Raw genomic sequence first — 22,936 nt, forward strand, 5'->3', positions numbered from 1 at the left:
CCCATGAGCCTCACTGACAGAGTGAAGCAAGCGCTGGGTGGCCCATTCATGCGGGCCGTAGGCATTCTCGTCGGCGGCACAGTCGTGGCCCAGGCCATTCTGGCCGCCACGCTGCCGGTGGCCACAAGGCTCTACACGCCCGCTGATTTCAGCACCCTCGCGGTCTTCACCGGTATCATCGCCATTCTCTCCGTCGGCACCTGCCTGCGCTTCGACATCGCTGTGCCGCTTCCCTTGAAGGATGAGGACGGCGTGGCGGTCGTGCTGCTCTCCCTGGGCATAGCCGCGGCGCTCAATCTGGTGCTGTTCGTCGCGGTCGCGCTATTCTCCACGACCCTTGCCGGATGGCTGGGTCACCCGGAGCTGGCGCCTTACCTCTGGCTGGCGCCGGTGGCGACATTTCTGGCCGGCGCCTACAGCACACTGCAATTCTGGTTCGTCCGGCGCAAGCAGTTCGGTCAGCTCGCCCGCAATCGGGTCATGCAGGCTGCTGGCAGTTCAGCGACGCAGATCACGCTGGGCGTGGCCGGCATCGCACCACTCGGGCTGCTGCTCGGCCAACTCGCAAACAGCGGCGTGGGCTCCATTCGCCTCGGTTGGCGCTTGTGGCGCGACGAACAGGCAACGATCGGACGGGTCGGACGGCACGACATCGCCCGCATGGCGCGGCAATACGACCGCTTCCCCAAGTTCTCGACGCTGGAGGCCATGTGTAACAGCGCGGCAGTCTATCTGCCGATCATCCTGCTCAGTGCCTGGGCGGTGGGCCCGGAGGCGGGCTATCTGAGCCTGGGCATGTATGCGATGCAGGTGCCGATGAGCCTGATCGGCAATGCAGTGTCTCAGGTTTATATGTCGCGCGGCCCCGAAGAAGCACGCGCCGGCACGATCGGCCGCTTCACCACCGAGGTACTCTCGGGCCTGCTCAAGACCGGCGTCGGTCCGATAATCTGCATCGGCGTCGTGGCGCCTGAATTGTTCCGCATCGTCTTCGGCAGTGAATGGACCCGGGCCGGCGTACTCGTGACATGGATGGCCCCCTGGTTCATCATGCAGTTCCTAGCATCCCCGATCTCGCTCGCCCTTCATATCCAGAACCGTCTGGTCGAGGCATTCGCGCTGCAGGTTTTCGGCCTCGGTCTCCGAGCCGGCGCCGTGGTCCTGGCGGCCGCCCTGCCCGGCGCTCCCCTCTCGGAGTTCTATGCCTTGTCCGGCGCGGTCTTCTATCTCGTCTACCTGATCCTCATCCTCAATATCGTCGAGACCGATTGGAAGACCACCGGGCTCGTCGCCCTGCGCAGCCTGCCCTTCATAGCCAGCTGGCTCGTGCTGGGCGTGGCGGCCAGTTTTGTCCTAGCCCGCATCACGTTCTGAGATGCCTCCGCGATAGGAAGACCGGCACAAAACTGCATTTGTTTCGCTGGCAAGCCATACTAACCACCGACAGAATTGCAGGGGGCATGGGCGTGCACGGCGGTCTGGGCAAACATCTGGTGAAGGCGACTTCGAGCTATAGACCCGATATCGACGGCCTGCGTGCCTTTGCCGTCCTCTCGGTGATCGCCTTTCACGCCGTTCCCATGCGGCTGCTCGGCGGCTTTGTTGGTGTAGACGTGTTTTTCGTCCTCTCCGGCTACCTGATTGCCGGCACATTTTCAACTCGCTCGAACAGGGGCGGTTTCGCTCCTCCGCTTCTACGACAAGCGCATCCGTCGCATCTTTCTCACGTTGGCGACCGTGCTCGCCGCCTCCCTCGTCGTCGGCTGGTTCGCCTGCTGGTCGACGAATACATGATGCTCGGCCTTCATACCGCGCGTGGGGCGGGTTTTGCATCCAACCTCATTCTGTGGACCGAAAGCGGTCATTTCGACACTCCGCAATCACCAAGCCATTGCTGCATCTCTGATCCCTGGGATCCCGGGCATCAAGGAGCAACTCTACACGGTCTTGCCCTCGTGGCCCATGCCCTCTGGGCCAACAGGACACCTTCTGGCCGCTCGCCGACGCCGTCCATATGTCAAATCCTAGTGCGATCTTCTACGACCAGAACGAGCCTTTCTGCTCCGACGAAGCATGCTTCTTCGTCCGCGCCGACACTGGTCACTATTCCGAAGGCGAGCGCGCAATCAGCTAAGCTGTACGTGGACTGGGCTAGGCAAAACGGCTCCGGACGTGCTGACACAATATTCGACTGAAGATAGCGCTGGCGCCCTGGAGGGTACCGCGCCCCTCCAGGGCCTACGCTTTGGACTTGGCGACCACGCCATCCAGCAGGGCCAAATAGGTCTGTGCCTGAGCGGCGCGTGACAAGGAATCCACAAAGTCGGATCGCGCCACTGCTTGCGGCTTCCTGAAGCTGTCGGACAGCAGGTAGTCCTCGAAGGCATTGGTATCGTCAGACACGAAATGCTGGTCGCTCGCTCTCACGGCAAAGGAACCAGCCAGAGTTTGGGGGCCGATATCGGCCAGGATCGGCCGGCCGGACGCCAAATATTCGAAGAGCTTGGTCGTTAATATGCCGCTCGCACTAGCAATTTCTCCGGTCTTTGGCGGAATCGAGTTCTCGCAGAAAAGCAGATGATCCGACGTCACCACCAGTTCCAGCGACTTCGAATAGGATACACGCGGCAGGAACTTGAAGAATTCGCTAAGGTCGGGATGATGCTCCTGAAGATAGTTGAGCATCACGCGCCCTTCGCCATAATACTCGAACTGCATCATGGAAGGGTCGACGCGAGCTGTCGCCTTCAGACGGGACAGTGCTCCGAGTAGCGCCCTCGGTATCCGGCCCTCGCTGACCAGCCCCATATATCGGATGATCAGGGGGCGATCGCGAGAGTCGACCGGTTCGATGCGGGACAGGACCGCCTCCAGCGGCTCCGGATCGTAGCCATTGAGGATGGTGTGGGTGTCAGGATGAAAGTTCTGATAGTAAGCTGACATCGGTTCGGAGATCGTCACGAGCGCGTCGGCCTGTGCCGCAAGCGAACGGTCGATCGGCAGTTCCAGCGCCTTAGCGAACCGCCCTCCGGGCATCTCGTGGCAGAGGCTGAACTGGTCACGGTAGTCGAGCACGACCGGCTTGTGGAAACGCCGCTTCAAGGCGATTGCCGCCAGGAGCGGCGGCCAAGGAGGCGTCGTCGCAACGATCACGTCCGCCTCTCGGACGGCACGCTCAACCTCGGGGGCAAGCCTCGGCTTGAGGAAGCTCATCGCGAAAGGCAGACGCGGATCCGGCAGTTGGCCGAACATATGCATCACCGCGTCCTTGGCGATCCTCGTCAATGACCGGCCGGACTGGACGGGCTGCTCTGCAGGCTTGGGGACCTGATGCCGGTTCGCTTCAAATGGTCGAACGCCTCCCCGCCAGTCCAATTCGAGCACCGTCACGCCGGGCGGCATCATTTCCGTAAACTCGCCATCTGCCTCGCCCTTGACCGTAGTCAAGACCGTCACGTTTCGGCCGGACCGGGAGAAGTACTTGGACATGGCCTCCATTCTCTTTGCGCCGGAACTGTTCACCGGCGGAAAATAGTGGACGATCAAGACGATATTCCGGGCGGTCATGAGAGATAGTCCAGGAGACCGGCCACGATCTGCTTGGAGGAGGCCCCGTCGCCGTAAAGGTCGAGCTTGGCGACGGGCTGCGCATTGCTCGCGTTGGTGAAAGCCTCGGCGATTGCCGTCTTGTCGGAACCCACGAGCACATTGGCCCCGATATCGAGCAGCTCCACCCACTCGGTCTCATCGCGCAGGGTGATGCAGGGCACGCCATGGAAATAGGCTTCCTTCTGGACGCCACCGCTGTCGGTCGCGATGACCGCGGCGGATGACTCCAAGGCCATCATGTCCAGGTAGCCGACCGGATCAATGAGCGTGAAATGCGCCGGAAGCGTCAATCCATGATCGGCGATGCGCTTGCGCGTGCGCGGGTGCAGCGGCAGCACGATGGGGAGAGAGGTCTGTGAGAGAGCTTCGATGAAGGCGGACAGTCGCGCGGGGTCATCGGTGTTTTCCTTGCGATGGATGGTGACCAGGGCATAGCTCTTGGGCACCAGCGCCAAATCGGCGAGAATTGAGGATTCCCGCCTTGCCACCTCCGTGAAGGTCTTCACGGCATCGAACATCACGTCTCCAACCAGCTTTATCTTTTCTGGCGCGACGCCTTCATTGTGCAGGTTGGCTATCGCCGTTTGGGACGGAGCAAACAGCACGTCTGACGCATGATCGGTCAGGATGCGATTTATCTCTTCGGGCATGCGGCGATTGAACGACCGCAAGCCGGCTTCGACATGCGCCAGCGGAATGTTCAGCTTGGACGTCGCAATGGCCCCGGCCAGCGTGGAATCGGTATCGCCATAGACGAGTACCGCAGCCGGCCGCTCGGCAAGGATAACGCCCTCCAGCGATTCGATCATCCGACCGGTATTCTGGCCGTGACTCCCGCCGCCGATCGCGAGATGATGCCTGGGATGGGGGATGCCCATCTGCTCGAAGAAAACCTTCGACATATTGTCATCGAAGTGTTGTCCTGTGTGGACGATGACCTCCTCGAGGGCGGCCTGATCCGCCAAAGCCCTACTGACGACCGCAGCCTTGATGAATTGCGGACGAGCACCGACGACGACGATGACCTTCTTGCGCACAAAAGTCTCCAACCCGAGTGACACACCGCTTTTACGGATGATTGGTCGAATATCAAGCCAAATGGGGCGTCGACGCTTGCCTTCCACCACAAAACCTGCCATCTCCGAACCAATCAAATCGGCGGTATTGGCCATGAAAACACTATTGGCACCTGCAAATTCCTGGTTGCTTGTTAGTCTGGCTATATTTAGCCTCTACGTTGCACTCCCCGCCTTCATCTATTTTTATATTGATCATAATCAATATATGCTGCTGCTCGCAGGGGTCAGTGGCGTCGGGTTGGCGGCTATCATTGCCGGATACCATCTTCCCCTCATCGACCGGCTGATCTATCGGCAGCGCTACCGACGTCCTATCAACGCCAGGATCGTGCATGTCACCATCTGGATGGCGTTCACCATTTTCGTGGCTGTAACGCTGCTGACTGCGGACAGTGTTCCTGTGCTGTCCGCCCTTGGGTCCTCTACCGCGGATCAACTCAGTCAGGAGCGTGCCGGTTTCCTGAAGCTACGGACTGGATGGGAAGCCGCCCTCCCCTATTTCAGCACCGTTTTCGTGGGCGTCCTGCTGCCCTATTCGACTACACGCCTGTTCGCCGAAAGAAGTGCTTTTCGGTTCCTCGCACTTGCCGTCTTCATCGCCTACACGCTTCTCTCGCTCGAAAAGATCCTCTTCATCCTAGCAGTAGCGCCACTGACCGTCTTCGTGACCCAGTACTACAGGGACGCCCGACGTATCTTCGCGGCACTTGCCGCCATCGCCGTCCTGTCAGCCGGGGTACTCTATCTCAATACGGTCCTCGCATCAGGGACGGATTATTTCGTCCAGGAAGATCATGAGGCCACCGAGTTGGGTGAGCTGGGCGATGAAGAGGGCGAGACCGCTCGCCACACGGGTGCCGCGTCCTACTTCGACATCCGGCACAGACCGGATTCGGCGGTCAAGCTGATTCTCTGGCGTTCGATCGCCGTGCCTGTCATCACCGCCGCAGACGGGCTCCGCGTCTTTGAAGAGCAGTTTGAAGGCCGGCATCTACTTGGCGCCACCAGTTCGTTGGTAGCCCGGGTCACCGGACAGCAGCGCGTCAATTTCGACGCCGTCGTCTTCGGAGATCAGTTTGGATCCGCCGCCACCGGCCGGGCCAATGCCGTCTTCTTCATAGAGGCATTCATCAATTTCGGCTGGGTCGGCGTCATCATTTTCTCGCTAATCGTCGGACAGGCCCTCCGCCTCTTCGCGCGATCCGACGACCTGGCGTTTCAGTGCATGTGGGTGGTCTTCTGCTGGTTCATATTCACGGGTGGCCTTTTCGGGACGATGTTTAGCAATGGCTTCCTGCTCATGTTCATAGCCATGCTGACCATCAATGCGCTGCCCCGGGTGGAGAGCGAAGCCGCAACCGAAAGCGCAACTCCTAGCGCCGCCTGACTTACTCGTCCGACGGTCTTTCGGCTACCGTGTCTCCGGTCTTGTTTACCCATCCGACTTGGCGTGCCGGCACGCCAAGCATCAGGGCGTAGTCAGGAACGTCGCGCGTCACCACAGCGCCAGCGCCAATCAGGGCATAACGCCCGATGGTGACGCCGCAGACGATTGTGGCATTGGCGCCGATGCTGGCGCCGCTCCTGACCAGCGTGGTCCTGAACTCTTCCTTCTTCTCGAGGAAAGCGCGCGGATTGACGACATTGGTGAAGACGCAGGAGGGACCGCAGAACACGCCGTCTTCGAGCTCGACACCCTTGTAGAGCGAGACATTGTTCTGGATCTTGCAATTGTCGCCGACCGACACGCCCGGTCCGACCATGACGTTCTGGCCAAGCACGCAGTTGCGCCCAATGCTTGCGCCGCCCATGATATGGCTGAAATGCCAAACACGGCTTCCCTCGCCAATGATGGCTCCCTCGTCCACATAGGCACTTTCGTGAATCGTCGCTGGCATGAGGCTCTCTTGCACCGATAGAGGGTTTCGGCTTCATTAGCATGACCGGCATCACGCTTGGCAAGCCCGGCAAGACGCCCGCGGCGGTTATGAGGGAGGAACTGAACAACCCTTCCAAAGCACCGGCGCTGATGGTATCAGCCCCCAGATTGTCAAAACACCTAGTCGCCCCGCATGGCGGCCAGCAGCAGTTCAGGGATGCAGATGGCTAACGAGACGGCAGGCAAACGCCCATATCAGATCTGCACGAACTGCATCATGGACACTTCCGACTCCAAGATCGTCTTCGACGACCGCGGCTGGTGTGAGTATTGCAACAACTACCACAAGAACATCGTGCCGCACTGGCACCCCAACGAGCAGGGCATGCGCGAACTCGAGCCCATGCTCGAGCAGATCCGCCGCGACGGCAACGGTAAGGATCACGACTGCATCATCGGCATCAGCGGCGGCGTGGATTCGTCCTATGTCGTCTATCTGGCCAAGGAAAAGTTCGGCCTGCGCCCCCTACTCTTTCACGTGGATGCCGGATGGAATTCGCAACAGGCCGTCAACAATATCGAAAAGCTCGTCGACGGGCTGGGCCTCGATCTCCATACCGAAGTGATCAACTGGCAGGAAATGAAGGATCTGCAGCTCGCCTTCTTCAAGGCGCAGGTGCCCCATCTCGACACGCCGCAGGACCACGCCTTCTTCGCCGGCCTCTACAACTACGCGGCCAAGAACGGCGTGAAGTACATCCTGACCGGCGCTAACTATTCCACCGAATGCGTGCGCGAGCCCCTCGAATGGCACTATCACGCTTCCGACCTGCGCCAGCTCAAGGACATCCACAAGCGCTTCGGCACGCGCCCACTCAAAACCTTCCCGCTGGCGGACATCTTCACCTTCAAGCTCTATTATCGTTTCGTGAAGAACGTGCGCGTGGTCAAGCCGCTCAACCATATCCCCTTCTTCAAGGAAGCGGCGATGCAGGAACTGTCCGACAAGTTCGGATGGCAGCGCTATGCGCACAAGCATTACGAGTCGCGCTTCACGCGCTTCTACGAGGGCTACTGGCTGCCGACGAAATTCGGCTATGACAAGCGCCGCGCGCACTTCTCGAGTCTCATCCTGACCGGCCAGATGAGCCGGGAAGAGGCCCTCGAGAAAATCGCCAAGCCCGCCTATAATCCTGAAGACGTGAACCAGGATTTCGAATACATCGCCACTAAGCTTGGTCTCACCGTCGAAGAATTGCGCGCGCTCCATGCCGGTCCGAACAAGACCTACAAGGACTACAAGAACGCGATGACCTTTATCGACTTGGGCACCAGGGTCCTACGAGCACTAGGCATTCAGAAGGCTGTGATGCGATGATCACCATCGTCGACTACGGGCTGGGGAACATCAGTGCGTTCTCCAACATGTACAAGCGGCTCAACATCGCGAGCCGCTTGGCCCGTTCGTCCGACGAATTGCTCGGCGCCACCAAGCTCATCCTGCCTGGCGTAGGCCATTTCGACCACGCCATGGACCTGCTCGATGCCTCTGGCATGCGTGGCACGCTCGACGATCTCGTGCTGCGCCAGCAGGTCCCAGTCGTAGGCATCTGCGTAGGGATGCAGATCCTCGCCAACAGCAGCGACGAAGGCACACGGACCGGCCTGGGCTGGATTCCTGGTCACGTCCAGTCGCTGCGCAAGCTGCCGATCGGCAATGACATGCCCCTACCCCATATGGGCTGGAATGACGTGTTGGCGACCCAGTCCTTCGGTCTTTTCTCGGGGCTCGAAACCGACGCCCGCTTCTATTTCCTTCATTCGTTCTATTTTGCCGCCGCCAACCAGAACGATGTCGCCGCCATTGCGAATTACGGCCAGGATTTCCCCTGTGTCGTGCATGCAGGCAATGTCACCGGCGTGCAGTTCCACCCCGAGAAAAGTCACCACTGGGGTGCGCGGCTCCTCAAGAACTTCGCCGAGTTCTGACCGTGCTGCGACCCAGAATCATTCCGTGCCTGCTGGTCAGCGATGGTGGCCTCGTCAAGACGCAGCGCTTCAAGGATCCCAAGTATGTCGGCGATCCGATCAATGCTGTGAAGATCTTCAACGAGAAAGAGGCCGACGAACTCGTCGTCCTCGATATCGACGCCACCGCACAGCGTCGCGAGCCCGACTTCACCATGATCGGCCATCTGGCGGTCGAGTGCCGCATGCCGCTCTGCTACGGTGGCGGCGTCACGACGCGCGAACAGGCCAAGCGTATCATCGGACTCGGCGTCGAAAAGGTCGCCATTAGCGCTGCGGCCATCAACAATCCGGCGCTGGTCTCGCAGATCGCCGATGAAGTCGGCAGCCAGAGCGTGGTCGTCGTGCTCGACGTCAAGAAACCCATGTTTGGCAAGGACTTTGACGTCTATACCCACAATGGCAGCAAGAAGGTCCGTGAGGGCCTGGCCGCGCTCGTCGCCGAGTTCGAAAGCCGCGGTGCCGGGGAGCTGGTCATCAACTCCATCGACCGTGACGGCATGATGAAGGGCTATGACCTCGATCTGGCCGAGCGCATCCGCTCGACCACCAAGCTGCCGGTCACGGTTCTAGGTGGCGCCGGTTCGCTTGACGATATCGGTGCGCTGATTGGCCGATGCGGCATTATCGGCGCGGCCGCCGGTAGCCTCTTCGTGTTCAAGGGCAACTACCGGGCGGTCCTGATCAATTATCCCAACCCGGCGCAAAAGGACGAGATCGTCCTGAAGAACCTGCCGCGCTGAGGCGCGTCGCCAGCAAATGCACCAGCACGGGCGCGTATCGCCAGTGCTCGACGAGAATGGACAGACAGGAATGTTCGACGGCAAGACGCTCTTGATTACCGGCGGGACCGGCTCCTTCGGCAATACCGTGCTCAAGCGGTTTCTGGACACCGGCATTCGTGAAATCCGCGTGTTCAGCCGCGACGAGAAGAAGCAGGACGACCAGCGCAAGCGGTTTCAGAGCGACAAGCTCAAGTTCTATATCGGCGACGTGCGGGACCCGGGCAGTGTCCTTTCGGCCACGCGAGGCGTGGACTTCATCTTCCACGCCGCCGCACTTAAGCAGGTTCCCTCTTGCGAATTCCACCCGATGGAAGCGGTCAAGACCAACGTGCTGGGCACGGAAAACGTGCTCGAGGCGGCCATCCACAATGGCGTCAGCCGCGTCGTGTGCCTTTCGACCGACAAGGCCGTCTACCCCATCAACGCCATGGGTATCTCAAAGGCCCTGATGGAAAAGGTCATGGTCGCCAAGTCGCGCGAACTGGTCAATTCGCAGACGGTGATCTGCGGCACCCGCTACGGCAATGTCATGGCCTCGCGCGGTTCGGTGATCCCGCTCTTTGCCCAGCAGATCGCCGATGGTCGAGCCATCACCATCACCGATCCCCACATGACGCGCTTCATGATGACGCTGTCCGATGCAGTGGACCTCGTGCTCTACGCGTTCACGCATGGCAACAACGGCGACATCTTTGTGCAGAAGGCGCCTGCCGCCACGATCGGCGTTCTGGCCGACGCGATGCGCCAGCGCCTCGGCGTTGCGGAGCACCCCATCGACGTCATCGGCACCCGTCACGGAGAAAAGCTCTATGAGACTCTGCTCAGCCGGGAAGAAATGGCCGGTGCGGTCGACATGGGCGACTACTATCGCATTCCGCCCGACCTCCGCGACCTCAACTACGCCAAATATGTCGAACAGGGCGAAACGACGATCACTGGCGCCGAGGACTACAATTCACACAACACCACACGCCTTGACGTCGACAGCATGAGCGAACTGCTGATGAAGCTCGATTTCTTCCGCGACCTCGTGGCCGGACGCACGCCGACGCTGGAGGATTGATGGCAACGATCGCAGTTACCGGAGCCAACGGTTTCATCGGCAAGAATCTCGTCGTGCGGCTGAACGAGGTCGAACACCAGGTCGTCGAGATAGGGCATGACCTGGACGTCGAAGCCATCGCCGAAAAGCTCGGCGGCGTGGACTTCGTCGTGCACCTGGCCGGCGTCAACCGACCCGAAACCGAGGCCGAATTCGAAGCGGGCAACCTCGGCATGAGCGAAAAGCTCGCCACCGCGCTGGGACAACTCGAAAAGCCGCTGCCGCTCGTTTATTCCTCGTCCATTCAGGCCGAGTACGACAATCCCTACGGGCGCTCCAAGCGCGCCGCGGAGGATGTTCTCACCGCCTATGGCAAAGCCAGCGGCGCGGCGGTGCATATCTGGCGGCTGCCCAATGTTTTCGGCAAGTGGTGCCGGCCCAACTACAATTCCGTTGTCGCAACCTTTTGCAACAATATCGCCAAGGGCCTGCCGATCAAGATCAACGACCCCGATGCATTGCTTCGCCTCGTCTATGTAGACGACGTGATCGAGGCGTTGCTCGCTCTCATCGCCAATGGGGGCGGCACACCGGTTGCGGTCGAGCCAGTCTACCAGACGACGCTGGGAGCCCTCGTGACCGAGATCGAGGCCCTGCGCGACAGCCGGAAAACCCTGGTCACCGGCGCCGTCGGCACCGGCTTCAGGCGAGCCCTGCACGCCACCTATCTCAGCTATCTCGAGCCCAAGGATTTCGTCTATCCGCTCGTCGCGCATACCGATCCGCGCGGCATGTTCGCCGAAATGCTGCGAACGCCGGATGCGGGCCAATTTTCCTTCTTCACCGCACATCCGGGCATTACCCGGGGCGGACACTATCACCACAGCAAGACCGAGAAGTTCCTGGTCGTCCAGGGCAAGGCCCGCTTCGGCTTCCGCCACGTCCTGACGGACGAGACCTTCGTGCTGGAGACCAATGCGAACCAGCCCCAGGTAGTCGAAACTGTGCCGGGTTGGTCCCATGACATCACCAATATCGGCGACGACACCATGGTCGTCATGCTCTGGGCCAATGAAGTGTTCGACCGAAACAAACCTGACACGATAGCCTCGAGGGTGCTGCCGCAATGAAACGTCTCAAAGTTGCGACCGTTGTCGGCACTCGGCCGGAGATCATCCGCCTGTCCCGCGTGCTCGCCAGGCTTGACGAACACTGCGACCACCTGCTGATCCATACCGGCCAGAACTATGACTATGAGCTGAACGAGATTTTCTTCAGCGACCTCGGTGTGCGCCGCCCGGACATATTTTTGGAGGCGGCTGGCGACACGGCGGCGCAGACTATCGGCAACATTATCGCCAAGATCGATGCCGTGCTTGCCGAGCAAAAGCCCGAAGCTTTGCTAGTATTGGGTGACACCAATTCCTGCCTCGCGGTCATTCCCGCCAAACGCCGTAAGGTGCCAATCTTCCACATGGAAGCTGGCAATCGCTGCTTCGACATGCGCGTCCCAGAAGAAATTAATCGTCGCATCGTCGATCATACTGCAGACGTCAACTTGACCTATTCCGATATTGCCCGCGAATACCTCCTGCGCGAGGGTCTCCCCCCCGATCGCACGATTAAGACCGGCTCCCCAATGTTTGAGGTATTGACGCACTACCGCAGCCAGATCGATGCCTCCGATGCGCGCCAGCGCCTGGGCCTCACAGAGAACAAATATGTTGTGGTGAGCGCTCATCGCGAAGAAAACGTCGATTCGGACATTAACTTTGGCAAGCTCGTCAACCTTCTCAATGGTGTCGCGGAGCAGTTTGACGAACCCGTGATTGTTTCGACCCATCCACGGACAAAAAAACGTATCGACGCGATGGGCGCCACCTTCCACCGCAATGTGCAATTGCTGAAACCCTTGGGTTTCCATGACTACGTCAACCTGCAAATGGGTGCGCGCGTGGTGATGTCCGATAGCGGCACCATCACTGAGGAATCCTCCATCCTCAATTTCCCGGCCGTGAACCTGCGCGAGGCCCACGAGCGGCCCGAAGGCATGGAAGAAGCTTCGGTTATGATGACCGGTCTCGACCTCGATCGCGTATTACAGGCCATGGCAATTTTGAGCACGCAGGGACGCGGCGTTGATCGGACATTGCGACAGGTCGCCGATTACTCGATGCCCAATGTCTCTGACAAGGTCGTGCGCATCATCCACTCATATCGAGATTACGTCATGCGCACGGTGTGGAAGCAAACCATCTGAATATGCGCATCCTCGTCGTCAGTCAGTATTTCTGGCCCGAAAATTTCCGCGTTAACGACCTCGTCGCGGAGCTGGTTCACCGTGGCCACAAGGTCACTGTCCTGACCGGCGAGCCGAACTATCCCGGCGGGGTGATTTTCCCCGAGTTCAAGGCTGACCCCAACGCCTACAGTCGCTACGAAGGCGCTGACATCGTTCGCGTTGGTCTTCTGCCACGTGGACAGGGCGGATTGCGCCTCGTGTTCAACTACTTCTCCTTCGTCCTTTCAGCCAGCATTTGCGGCCCATGGAGATTGCGGGGTCGGCCTTTTGACGCGATTTTTGTGTTCGAACCGTCACCGATCACCGTCGGCATTCCTGCCATCGTCCTAAAGTGGACGAAACGGGCACCGATTGCATTCTGGGTTCTCGATCTCTGGCCCCAATCATTAGAGGCGGTTGGCGCGGTTCGCTCAAAATTCGTGCTTTCGCTTGTCGATCGTCTAGTGCGCTTCGTTTATTGGCAATGCGACGCGATCCTGGCGCAGTCGAAGAGCTTCATGGAGGTCATCGGCCGGCAGATCGATGACGCGTCCCGAATCGTCTATTTTCCGAGCTGGGCCGAGGAGGCTCCTGTCGGTTCTGCCCCCCTCGCACCCGAGGTCCCTGAGCGCCCAGATCTTTTCAATATCGTATTTACCGGCAACGTCGGCGAGGCACAGGATTTCGGTTCGGTGCTTGACGCAGCCCATGAGCTCCGCAGCGAACCGGTCCGATGGATCATCGTCGGCGACGGCCGAAAATCAGCATGGCTCACCGAAGAGGTTGAACGTCGAAGACTTAGCGATCAAGTGATCATGCCCGGGCGTTTCGGCCTCGATCGCATGCCCTCATTCTTCCGGCATGCAGATGCCTTATTGGTCACACTGCGTGACGAACCCATCTTCGCCCTGACCATTCCGGGAAAGGTACAAACCTATCTCGCCGCCGGCATTCCGATACTCGCAATGCTCAATGGCGAGGGCGCCCGGGTTGTTGCTGATGCCGGTGCCGGGCTGTCGGTGCCCGCCGGTGACAGTGCGGGATTGGTCGCAGCCATACGTAGCATGATGGCCATGAACGACGATGAGAAGCAGGCCATGGGACGACGTGGCCTCGCCTGCCTTCAAAGAGATTTTGACCGGAACACGCTAATTGAGCAGCTTGAAAAACTGCTGACAGACCTCGCATTTCGAATTTCGTCGCGCAATCATTGAGATCTCGGCGGTTAACCGAGTAAGCATTCAAGGACTATAGCGCCCAGCTATGGCACTGTTCCATTTTCACCTGCCGATCAGTGGCTGATATCAGACATCAAGGACGACAATCATCAACAGTGAGAAGTAGTCTTGTGAGTGACCTACTTCCAAACGTCGAGATCTACATTCTCGATATAGCGAGCCACAACATTCACCGATTTCCACCCTCCAGCGCGCATGATCTGGGGCAAACCAAAACCGTTGATCGTCAGTTGTTGAGCCGCACCGACCCTCAGAGAGTGGCCAGACACCCTTTCGGTCGTGAGGGCTTCGAGACCGGCGCGGTCGCAGAGCTTTTTGAGAACCCGTCCTACTGTCAGCGGTTCGAGATAGAGCGCTCGAACGCGATTGCCATAGACCGGACGGAGTAGAGGCCCCCGATAAATTCCCGCTTCCTTTAGCCATTGGCGAAAAACGTCGCTGGAAGCTTTGGACAGTTTTGCAGTGCGTCCGGCGCCCTCAGGATCATTCTTGGCTCGGCGGACCAGCACCGTGTGACGGCCGTCGGATGTTGGGCTGAAGTCCTCGATGGAAAGGGCGACGAGTTCGCCGCGCCGGCAAAGCGTGTCGAAACCGACGCTGACTAGGACCTTGTCCCTGATGCCAATGAGATCATCGCCACAGACGGCGAGCAATTGATCGCGCAGACTTGCCGTTACGCCATGGGCCTGTTTGGGGCGGGATGGTTGCGCCCGGCGCACGCGCCGCATGGCAAGTTGGACTTCCTCGCTTTGCGTCGGATCGCCGAGGTCGCTGAGATGGTGGATGCGACGCAAGGCGCAGAGCCGGCGTTTCACCGTACTCGGCTTGAGACGCATGCCTTCGGCGTCGATATAGGCAACGATGGTGGTCGATGCCGCTGGTAGCGCTTTGAGGCGCTTCTTACGGCACCAGCGGAGAAATGCTCCGAAATCGCTGCGGTAGGACCGCAGCGTGTGTTCGGAATAAGCGCCATCGAGGCGGCGCAGGGTCTTACGCCAGGGAACCATCGGTATCCTCCGCCTCGACGTCTTGCTCTAATGGCCTTTGCAGCAGGACATGGCTTGCCGCTTCGAGGTGGAACCTGTCGGCCTCGCCGCCTACCCTCTTCGCCCTTGGTAGCTGTGGAGGCTCTTCTTGAACCCGTCCCATGGGTGCGGAACCGCTGCGGGCGATGTCGAGGGCGGCGTCCGCCAAAGCTTCCAGCCATTGCTGGGCCGAGAACACCTTCTCGCTGATCAGACGTTCAGCAAGGATGAGGACCAGATCGCGATCCTGCCGCACGATGGCGCGGGCCCGGTCGAGCGCCTGCCATAGCTTCTTGCCGATATCGCGGCGCAGATCCGCATGCCCGGCAATGGTGCCAAGCACATGCCGCGAAGCGAGCCCCTCGTAAAGCCCCTGGGTCTCATAGGCAGAGAGGAGGAGCTGGGTGGCTTCGGCGAGATCGCTTTCGGCCCCCGAATTGGCCCCCTGTCCCACGACCATGTCGGCGGCGCGGCCCCCGAGTGCCAGGGTGACATAGTCCATCACCTGGTCCCAGGTCGCCATCATGGTTGTCTTGCGAGCCACGGTATGGCCTGAGGATGCACCCGAGGGAATGATCGATACCGATTCCACCACAAGGCCCAATCGATGGGCGACGAGGGCATGCCCGATTTCGTGAATGGCGACGGTCCGAATGTCGGCGGCGGTGCGATTTTCCCGCGGCACCACCTGGGCAAGAATGTCGCCGAGTAGAAGCGAACGCTTTTCGGCGCGTGCCAGTCCCCGAGCCTCCTTGACCCAGCCTTCGATGCGCGCCGGCGTTGCTCCCCGTCCCAACCGGCCAATGCGACCGAGATCGGCCTCGGCGAGATCATCGCCAAGGTAATGGCGCAGCACGGCGATGACCTCGTCCTCGTTCTCCGGCGGCAGCACGGAAATACGTTCCTGCAGACGGCCGGGCCGGACAAGCGCATCATCGAGGCGGTTGTAGTAATTGGTGGCGCCGAGGAGGAGGATGGGTCGGCCCGATTTTCGCATCGTGTCGATCTCGGTCAGGATCAGGGTCACGACCGGCGTCCACCAGTCCCGGCCGCGATTGTCGATACTGGCCCGGTTCGGGATGGCATCCAATTCATCGAGCAGCCCAACCGCCGGAGCGCGCGACACGAGCGTTTCGAAGAATTTGCGCGCATTGCGCGATACCCCGCCCAATGCCCCATCGCCCGTTGCAAACCACGAGCCCACACTGGTCGGCACGAAGGCCCAGCCGCTCGACTGCGCAAGGCTCTCGGCGATCAGGGTCTTGCCGGTACCGGGAGGACCTTCGAGCACGGCGGGGATCAGACGATCCGCGCCGAGATCGCCGGCGCTGACGGCCCTAAGATCGGCCAGAACCTGATCTGCCCAGGTGCGCACATTGGCCGTCAGCGGCAGGTCGCTGAGGATTGGGGCGGCATAGGTTTGCGATGGTGGGGCATTCCGATCGATCCGGACCGCGCGGCGGAGATTGCGTACGCATTGCTTTGCGCTCATGCCGGGGCGCAGCAGCGTTGCAATGAGGTCGATGTCGAGATCGGCCATTGGAGAGGTGACACCGCGGGCGATGGACCCTGTCATCTTTCGGATGGCTCGGCGCAGCAAGGCCGTTGTCAGCGCCGGAATGACGATAGTGACATCGACGCCTGCGAGCACATCTTCATCGAGGAGATCGCCGGGATTCTGGGTGATATAGAGCACGCTCCGGCCCGTTTGCAGCCATTGCAGCTCGTCCTTGCCGACCCGCTGCGACCCCTTGCTCGATCTGTAGCGCTCGGCAACACCGCGTACGGCCGGGGCATCGGCCATGGTCTTGATGGCTCGGCTCATGAGCGGGATCCATTCGGCATTGGGCACGGCAAGCACGATGACCGAGGGATGGCGCTTGACGAGGGCCTGCATCTTCTTGGTGAAAGCCGCCTCGAGGACGGTCTTGGCAAGGACGATGCCGGCGTCCTTGTCCGAACGGGGTTTGAAGTTGTCGGGAATGTCGTCTTCCCGCTCATTGGTGTCATTGCTGTCATTGCTGTCGTCGATACCAAACATGGCATGGCTCCGCTGGCGGATCGGCACGAAGCACGATCCGCGTGAAATGAGAAAAAGGTGGAAAGAGTTGGTGGGCCTCAGGCCGCGAGGGGCCCGTGGTCGCCGGCATCGAACTCGCTGTCGATCGGCTGCCAGCCGCCGCGCCCCTGGCCTTTGGAACCGAGCACGAAATGCATGGCCCCGCTGCCCGAGCGGAAGGCAATGTCGCGCGTCAGCACATAGTGCTCACAGGTTTCGGAGAGTTCGAGAACGCCCGAGGACAGCCAGGCCGCCCGCAGGTAGCTCGCCGAGGCATTGGCGCTGGCCACCGTGTCGAGCCGGATGTCGGAGCCGGCCAGCAGCAGCCAGTCGTCATCGGCCTTACGCGCCGCAAGAGCGATGAGATTGTGTCCGAAGGAGAGTTCGAACACTTCGCCCTCGGGCGGGTTGTCGAAGGGCCGGAGGGAGCCAAGCTGGCCGCGCTCGGCCCGGGGCCCGGCCAGCGCCAGACGCCGGCTCATATTGACAAAGAGATGCCCGTCCCGCGCCAGAGCGTCGCAGGCAAGCCCCGCCATGACATTGAGCTGGTCATAGCGCTCGGGCGTGACCACCGCGCCACCCGGTGTGCCATTGACGAGCCGGACTTCCTTGGCGGACGAGACGCGCATGTGGAGGAGCCGTTCGAGTGCGGCGGCATCCGCATCGTCGAGCCCGTCATTTTCGTCGGTAATGGTGATGATGGTGTCGACGTTTTCGATGGGTTGGGCGCCGCTCGCGACGCGCCGCCCAACGATCGACCCCACGCCCACATAAGCGCTGGTGTCGGAGAGGAGGATATAGACCCCTGCCCTTTGCAGGTCGTTGAGACTTGCAAAGGATCGACGAGCCTCCCCGCTTCCCACATGGATACGGGGGCGCAGGGGACTGACTGGCAAAAGCGCAAGGCCTTCGGGCAGCGGGTCGTCACCATGGTCTGAGGGGACCAGCACCACGGCGTGATGTTCGATTGTGCCCGGGGTCTGGCCGTCATGCTGTTCCGGCCATTCGATGGCGCCTTGGCCGGCATCGAGCGGGCCTTGGGGCTTGTGCGGCACGAGCGCGCCGCTCGGCGCTGCAGGATCGGGATCGTCGGGAGAGGGATTGCCGGCCCGCGTCAGCAGCGCATTTTCGTCGAGAATGCCGGCCTGGAGTTGGGCGGCGATGATTCCGGCTTTGATAAGGCTCAGAATGGCCCCGACGGGATCGGCGTGCCCATCGAGCGCGTCCATGACCTCACCGATCGTTACACTGCCGCTGAGGTCGATTTCGCGCAGGATCAGAACCTGGTCGGTCGCCGAAACCAGTGGATGCCGGACGAGCCCGGCTTCAAGAGCGAGGGCACTGATCTGGGCTTCGATGAAAAGGGACTTGTTCGACGCGCTGGCGCCGTTAGAAGACGTATAGGTCATGTTGCCTCTGTGTCTGCAGAAGTGATGTGGCTCAGGCTGACGGGGTGGTTTGCGAGACCCCTCGTCGGCCGCCCGTTGCGAGCAAGCAGCCTTTCCCGAGATCGGGCCTTTTAGGCGCCGACGCTTTCAAAATCAGGATCCGTTTTAAAAAGGCAAGGGGCGTCGGGCCGACTTGCTTATTCTTCATTAACGGTTTCCTGGGCGCCGGATAATTTGCATTGAATTTTAGGGACTTTTCAGGGCTTGGAGCCCTGTCTCCGGGGGCCGGGTCCGGGTTCTTTTTTGAGCCAGTTTGGGGCGCTGTGAGGCCCGGCTTTATTGGGGATGAACGATAATATCGGCTCTGTTGCAAGCCTAGCCAAACCTCCCCATCGAAAAGGCCCGGCAACCTCCCAGAATCCGGACGCAAGTGCCATAGTTCCAAAGATCGATTAGGCTTGATCCAATTTCAGGGCAGTCACGGACAGTTTTTTGATCGCCTTACGGCGATGCGCGTCTTCACTCCCGATCTGCTCGTCCCACGATCAATCCCAAGCAGTCAGCGCCATTCTTCCGGTGATGACTGGCTTGGATCACTGCGCTTGGCGTTGCCGAAAGTAACAACCGGCGAGAGACGACCCTAGCGAAGCTGAGGTTGTCGTTCTGCTTTCGGGAGAGTGCAGCTTTGGGAAGATCGCCAATGTTTGGAAACGATCATAGCGATCGCGTGAGGGACGAGGCCGGAGGCAACCTCGTTGACCGTGCCGCTCACCGGGGAGCGGATGACTGTGCGGGCCTGCCTGGCATCGACCTCGGTGAGGCGATCACGCAGTTCGGCGAGGCGGGCGTCGACGGTCCGCAGCTCGCGCAGTGCCTCCTTGCCACCGGTCTGATCGATGGCGAGGACCTGCAGCTCGATTTCGCTGATGCGCGCCTGGGCGCGGGCAATGCTGGCAGCGATCTCGCCTTCCGAACCCATCATGCGCGCGAGTTCGCGGTCAGCGGAATTGAGCTTCGTGGTCTCGATCAGGCCCTTGCCAGCGAGTTCGCCCATGCGGGCGCGCTCTTCGCGCACGAGGACCAGTTCGTCCTTGAGGGCCGCGTTCTGGTAGTCGAGGCCAGCAATTTCTTCGCGCAACTGGGCGACCTGTAGCTCCAGCTGCGAGCGAAGCGACTGCTGGTTGAGCTTGGTGCTGTCGAATAATTGCTGCTCGCCGGAGAGGATCGAGTCGAAGCCGAGATATTGGGACAGATACCGTTCGGGGAATGCGATCTCGCTCGCCTGTCCCGCCTGGGCCTGCAGGCGACCCTGCCGCGCGACCAGTTCGGCGAGCTGACCGACAAGGATCGATTGCTAGGTGCCGATCTGAATGTCCAGGTGGAGCAGCATGGAGTCTTTCGACCCCGGTACCCAGATCCACCACGGCATTCGTGGTGAGGAAGGCCATGTCGAGCGTGTCATTGCCCGCGTCGCCCGAGAGCTCGCCACCATAATAGGTGTCGTTGTCATCATTGAGCGAGCCGACGAACAGGTCGTTGCCGGCACCGCCGAAGACGGTGTCATTGCCGTCTCCGCCATCCACGAGGTCATTGCCCGAGCCGCCGAAGAGACGATCATGGCCACCTTCGCCATAGATCAGATCGTCGTCGTCATCGCCGCCAAAGACATCGTCATCGCCATCATCGGCAAAGATGATATCGCGACCCGCCCCTCCGTCGACAAAATCGTCACCGGCACCGGCCCGGATTACGTCCACCCCGGCATTGGCGATGATGTAGTCGGTCCCGGCAAACCCGAACACCAGGTCGCCGCCAGAGGTGCCGAGCAACACGTCATCCTGTGGTGTGCCAAGAACCGGACCACCCACAACAGGCGCATCATCATCGTCGCCTTCATCATCTTCATCTTCATCGTCGTCATCGTCGTAGTCATCGCCGCCACCAATCTGCGGGCCTTCGCCGGCAGCGGTGTAGGAGATGCTGTGGCCATAAGGGCGAGACCTACCTCTCGACGAGATCGATGCCCGGTTGGCTGGCAGCGCTCAGCAACACGTCCAAGGCAGAAGCCGACCGCTCTTCGGTCGCCGCGCTCTCAGAGCAGGAGCGCGCCGTTTTGCGCTCGATAGCCAAGGGCAGCAGCAATGGCGAGACCGCCGAGCAACTCGGCATCAGCACGGCGACAGTAAAATACCATCTCGCCCGCCTCTTCGTTAAACTCGGCGTCCGCAACCGCGTGGAAGCGTCTTTGCGCGCGCCATGTTCGAGCGGGATGGTTGAGCGTTTCCTGTCACGGCATTCCGCCGTGGCCACCCAATGCCGGGTATGCCGCGTGTGATCCGGGTGTCCATAAGGCGGCGATAGCGAGCCGCCCTCTTGAGATCAGCCACAGTCTTCAAGTGCTGTACGCGCAGAATGGCATAAAGCGTTGCGGTCAACCTTATGCCTCCGAAGGTGGCATGAAACTCTAGACCATCAAACGATTTGGGATCAGAGAAATTACCGTCGCAGCGCCCAAGCTGCCGCTCGGCTTGCACCATTTGGCACCAACGGAGCCTTGCCACAAACGGGCGTCGGATAAGCATTTTGAAAATGATAGGATTTTGGCGCACCCGGCGAGATTCGAACTCACGACCTCTGCCTTCGGAGGGCAGCGCTCTATCCAGCTGAGCTACGGGTGCAGGCCGGATTCGGGTTCTGGACCCGAAGAATGGGCGCAAACTAGTCGATGGGCGCGTCGTGTGCAACGGGGCATTTGAGGCTGTGTATTGTTAGCAGACTGTTGGCGTTGAGAACGTCATTGGGCACAATTGGTGCCTGTTTGGGAAAGATGCGTCAATGAGTGGAACACTGCCGGGTCCGGATGGCCAGGAACGCTGCCGATGGTGCATGTCGGCGCCGGAATTTTTGCCCTATCACGATCATGAATGGGGCTTTCCGGTCAGCGACGACAGAAGGCTCTTTGAAAAACTTTGCCTCGAAGGATTTCAATCGGGACTGAGCTGGCGGACGATCCTGAACAAGCGCGAAGCGTTCCGGGCCGGGTTTGCCGGCTTCGATATCGACAGGGTCGCGGCCTTCACCGAGGCGGATGTCGAGCGGCTCCTCGCCGACAAAGGGATTGTGCGGCATCGCGGCAAGATCGAGGCGGCGATCAACAATGCAAAACGGGCGCAGGAGCTGATCCGGGAGGCGGGGTCGCTGGCGGCCTTTGTCTGGCGCTATGAAACGCCCGATGACGAAACGCCGCCGCAAACGGTCACCACGACGCCTGCGGCAATTGCCTTGTCAAAAGACCTCAAGAAGCGTGGCTGGAAATTCGTTGGCCCCACGACGGTCTTTGCCTTCATGCAGGCCATGGGCCTCGTCAATGACCATGCCGCGGGCTGTATCAGCCGGCAAAAGGCCGCAGCGGACCGGGCGAGGTTCGAGGTTCCCGGCCGCTGACGGAAAGAGCCGGCCCTGCCGCAAGCAGCAGGGCCGGATAGATCATTTGCTTTCGGCGACAATGGCGGCCTGTGCCGCTGCGTAGAGAGCCTTGCCGTCGATGCCGGCGGCCTGCATATCGGCAAACCACTTGTCGATCGTCGGCTGGGCGGCTTCTTTCCAGCGGGCCGTCTCGGCTTCGTCGAGGGTCACGATATTATTGCCCGCATCCTGCGCGATTTTGAGACCGATAGCGTCGCCCTCGTCCATCACCTTGCCGAACTGGCGCGAGGTCTCGAGCCCGGAATTGGCATCGATGACCGCCTTCAGATCGTCAGGCAGATTGTTGTAGCTGTCCATGTTCATGACAAAGCCGAAGGTCTGCGAATAAAGACCGTGATCGCCCGAAAAGCCGGTGTGGTTCCTGACGAGTTCGGCCACGCGCAGGGATGGGGTCACTTCCCATGGAATGGTCGTGCCGTCGATCACGCCCTTGGACAGAGCCTCGGTCACCTGCGGCACAGGCATGCCGACGGGCTCGGCACCGAGATTGGCCAGCATGTCGGAAATGATGCGCGAGCCACCGCGCACCTTCATGCCCTTGAGGTCTTCGAGCGAGGTGATCGGGTTCTTGGAGTGAAAGAGCCCCGGGCCGTGGGTGTGGAGGGCAATGACCTTGACGCCGGCAAACTCGTCGGCCGAATTGGCCATGACATAATTATAGAAGGCGGCCGAAGAGTCTTCGCCATTGGTGATGAGGAAGGGCAGCTCGAAAACTTCCGATTTGGGGAAGCGGCCGGGGGTATAGCCCAGGACGGTCCAGATCAGATCGACGACGCCATCCTTGGCCTGGTCGTAAAGCTCCGGCGGAGCGCCGCCGAGCTGCATGGCGGGATAAAGCTCCACCTTGATGCGGCCGCCGGATTCTTCCTGCACCTTGGCCGCCCATGGCTCGATGGCCTTGGCCGGGATGGTCGCCTGCGCGGGCAACATCTGGTGAATGCGCAGGGTCACTTCCTGTGCGAGAGCTGTGGTCGACAAGGCGAGAGCCGCCAAGGCGCCGAGCAAGAATTGTTTGGTCTTCATAGATATCCTCCCAT

General features: G+C 60.5%; 21 protein-coding genes, 1 tRNA gene and 1 pseudogene. 13 read left to right on the forward strand and 10 right to left on the reverse strand.

The features are described 5' to 3' along the window. Positions 1–3 precede the first annotated feature (3 nt). Both ASD83_RS11020 and ASD83_RS21465 read left to right on the forward strand, forming a co-directional pair. Complete coding sequence (locus ASD83_RS11020) at positions 4–1,374, forward strand: lipopolysaccharide biosynthesis protein (RefSeq protein WP_082561121.1); 1,371 nt, start codon at positions 4–6, stop codon at positions 1,372–1,374. Between the two features lie 86 nt (positions 1,375–1,460). Continuing rightward, positions 1,461–2,195: an acyltransferase family protein gene (locus ASD83_RS21465; protein WP_156385922.1), complete on the forward strand. Its 735-nt coding sequence runs from the start codon at positions 1,461–1,463 to the stop codon at positions 2,193–2,195. A 43-nt stretch (positions 2,196–2,238) separates the two neighbouring features. Here ASD83_RS21465 and ASD83_RS11025 read toward each other — a convergent pair whose 3' ends face one another. Beyond that, a complete protein-coding gene (locus ASD83_RS11025) occupies positions 2,239–3,567 on the reverse strand; it encodes a glycosyltransferase (RefSeq protein ID WP_056310812.1) in 1,329 nt (442 codons plus the stop codon). Further along, complete coding sequence (gene wecB / locus ASD83_RS11030; protein ID WP_244489145.1) at positions 3,564–4,781, reverse strand: non-hydrolyzing UDP-N-acetylglucosamine 2-epimerase; 1,218 nt, start codon at positions 4,779–4,781, stop codon at positions 3,564–3,566. Before wecB (ASD83_RS11030) ends, ASD83_RS11025 begins: the two co-directional genes overlap by 4 nt. On the opposite strand from wecB (ASD83_RS11030), the gene ASD83_RS11035 reads away from it, so the two are divergent. Further along, the gene (locus ASD83_RS11035) at positions 4,780–6,075 is read left to right on the forward strand and encodes a hypothetical protein (RefSeq protein ID WP_156385923.1); all 1,296 of its coding nucleotides are present in this window, start codon (positions 4,780–4,782) and stop codon (positions 6,073–6,075) included. The genes wecB (ASD83_RS11030) and ASD83_RS11035 overlap by 2 nt on opposite strands. A gap of 1 nt (position 6,076) precedes the next feature. On the opposite strand, the gene ASD83_RS11040 is transcribed toward ASD83_RS11035, so the two are convergent. Further along, positions 6,077–6,586, reverse strand: coding sequence for an acyltransferase (locus ASD83_RS11040; protein WP_082561122.1), 510 nt, complete (start codon positions 6,584–6,586; stop codon positions 6,077–6,079). A gap of 41 nt (positions 6,587–6,627) precedes the next feature. On the opposite strand from ASD83_RS11040, the gene ASD83_RS20955 reads away from it, so the two are divergent. The 8 genes from ASD83_RS20955 to ASD83_RS11075 all read left to right on the forward strand — a co-directional run bounded on the left by ASD83_RS20955 (position 6,628) and on the right by ASD83_RS11075 (position 13,917). Beyond that, positions 6,628–6,798 carry a hypothetical protein gene (locus ASD83_RS20955; RefSeq protein WP_156385924.1) on the forward strand — a complete coding sequence of 57 codons (171 nt, stop codon included), beginning with the start codon at positions 6,628–6,630 and terminating at the stop codon, positions 6,796–6,798. After that, positions 6,791–7,945, forward strand: coding sequence for an N-acetyl sugar amidotransferase (locus ASD83_RS11045; protein ID WP_056312326.1), 1,155 nt, complete (start codon positions 6,791–6,793; stop codon positions 7,943–7,945). The genes ASD83_RS20955 and ASD83_RS11045 overlap by 8 nt, the downstream gene beginning before the upstream one ends. Beyond that, entirely contained in the window at positions 7,942–8,556 is a 615-nt protein-coding gene (gene hisH, locus ASD83_RS11050; RefSeq protein ID WP_056310816.1) for an imidazole glycerol phosphate synthase subunit HisH, read from the forward strand. Before ASD83_RS11045 ends, hisH begins: the two co-directional genes overlap by 4 nt. A 2-nt stretch (positions 8,557–8,558) precedes the next feature. Next, on the forward strand, positions 8,559–9,338 hold the full coding sequence (locus ASD83_RS11055) for an AglZ/HisF2 family acetamidino modification protein (RefSeq protein WP_056310818.1): 780 nt from the start codon (positions 8,559–8,561) through the stop codon (positions 9,336–9,338). A 70-nt stretch (positions 9,339–9,408) separates the two neighbouring features. Continuing rightward, complete coding sequence (locus ASD83_RS11060; protein WP_056310820.1) at positions 9,409–10,443, forward strand: polysaccharide biosynthesis protein; 1,035 nt, start codon at positions 9,409–9,411, stop codon at positions 10,441–10,443. After that, positions 10,443–11,552, forward strand: coding sequence for a UDP-2-acetamido-2,6-beta-L-arabino-hexul-4-ose reductase (wbjC, locus tag ASD83_RS11065; protein ID WP_056310822.1), 1,110 nt, complete (start codon positions 10,443–10,445; stop codon positions 11,550–11,552). The genes ASD83_RS11060 and wbjC overlap by 1 nt, the downstream gene beginning before the upstream one ends. After that, the gene (wecB, locus tag ASD83_RS11070; protein ID WP_056310824.1) at positions 11,549–12,682 is read left to right on the forward strand and encodes a non-hydrolyzing UDP-N-acetylglucosamine 2-epimerase; all 1,134 of its coding nucleotides are present in this window, start codon (positions 11,549–11,551) and stop codon (positions 12,680–12,682) included. Before wbjC ends, wecB (ASD83_RS11070) begins: the two co-directional genes overlap by 4 nt. A gap of 2 nt (positions 12,683–12,684) precedes the next feature. Continuing rightward, positions 12,685–13,917: a glycosyltransferase family 4 protein gene (locus tag ASD83_RS11075; protein WP_056310826.1), complete on the forward strand. Its 1,233-nt coding sequence runs from the start codon at positions 12,685–12,687 to the stop codon at positions 13,915–13,917. A 143-nt stretch (positions 13,918–14,060) separates the two neighbouring features. Here the strand turns inward: ASD83_RS11075 and ASD83_RS11080 are convergent, their stop codons facing one another. The 5 genes and pseudogenes from ASD83_RS11080 to ASD83_RS21545 all read right to left on the reverse strand — a co-directional run. Beyond that, positions 14,061–14,948, reverse strand: a complete 888-nt coding sequence (locus tag ASD83_RS11080; RefSeq protein WP_056310828.1) for a tyrosine-type recombinase/integrase — start codon at positions 14,946–14,948, stop codon at positions 14,061–14,063. Next, entirely contained in the window at positions 14,932–17,007 is a 2,076-nt protein-coding gene (locus ASD83_RS11085) for an AAA family ATPase (RefSeq protein WP_156385925.1), read from the reverse strand. Before ASD83_RS11085 ends, ASD83_RS11080 begins: the two co-directional genes overlap by 17 nt. A gap of 77 nt (positions 17,008–17,084) precedes the next feature. Further along, on the reverse strand, positions 17,085–18,434 hold the full coding sequence (locus ASD83_RS11090) for a DUF4357 domain-containing protein (RefSeq protein ID WP_056310832.1): 1,350 nt from the start codon (positions 18,432–18,434) through the stop codon (positions 17,085–17,087). Between the two features lie 619 nt (positions 18,435–19,053). Beyond that, a complete protein-coding gene (locus ASD83_RS21125; protein ID WP_056310834.1) occupies positions 19,054–19,551 on the reverse strand; it encodes a hypothetical protein in 498 nt (165 codons plus the stop codon). A 439-nt stretch (positions 19,552–19,990) separates the two neighbouring features. Next, positions 19,991–20,281 (reverse strand): annotated as a pseudogene (locus tag ASD83_RS21545) (calcium-binding protein); the annotation flags it as partial. Positions 20,282–20,433: 152 nt separating this feature from the next. On the opposite strand from ASD83_RS21545, the gene ASD83_RS21550 reads away from it, so the two are divergent. Then, positions 20,434–20,748 (forward strand): LuxR C-terminal-related transcriptional regulator, encoded by a 315-nt coding sequence (locus ASD83_RS21550; RefSeq protein WP_082561123.1) that lies wholly within the window; start codon positions 20,434–20,436, stop codon positions 20,746–20,748. 266 nt (positions 20,749–21,014) lie between these two features. Here ASD83_RS21550 and ASD83_RS11105 read toward each other — a convergent pair. Further along, a tRNA-Arg gene (locus ASD83_RS11105) sits at positions 21,015–21,091 on the reverse strand. Positions 21,092–21,248: 157 nt separating this feature from the next. Between ASD83_RS11105 and ASD83_RS11110 the strand changes: the two genes are divergently transcribed. Next, the gene (locus ASD83_RS11110) at positions 21,249–21,857 is read left to right on the forward strand and encodes a DNA-3-methyladenine glycosylase I (RefSeq protein WP_056310838.1); all 609 of its coding nucleotides are present in this window, start codon (positions 21,249–21,251) and stop codon (positions 21,855–21,857) included. A gap of 42 nt (positions 21,858–21,899) precedes the next feature. On the opposite strand, the gene ASD83_RS11115 is transcribed toward ASD83_RS11110, so the two are convergent. Further along, complete coding sequence (locus ASD83_RS11115) at positions 21,900–22,922, reverse strand: TRAP transporter substrate-binding protein (protein ID WP_056310840.1); 1,023 nt, start codon at positions 22,920–22,922, stop codon at positions 21,900–21,902. Positions 22,923–22,936 lie beyond the last annotated feature (14 nt).

This window comes from Devosia sp. Root685, from assembly GCF_001427875.1.
Classification (GTDB): Bacteria; Pseudomonadota; Alphaproteobacteria; order Rhizobiales; family Devosiaceae; genus Devosia.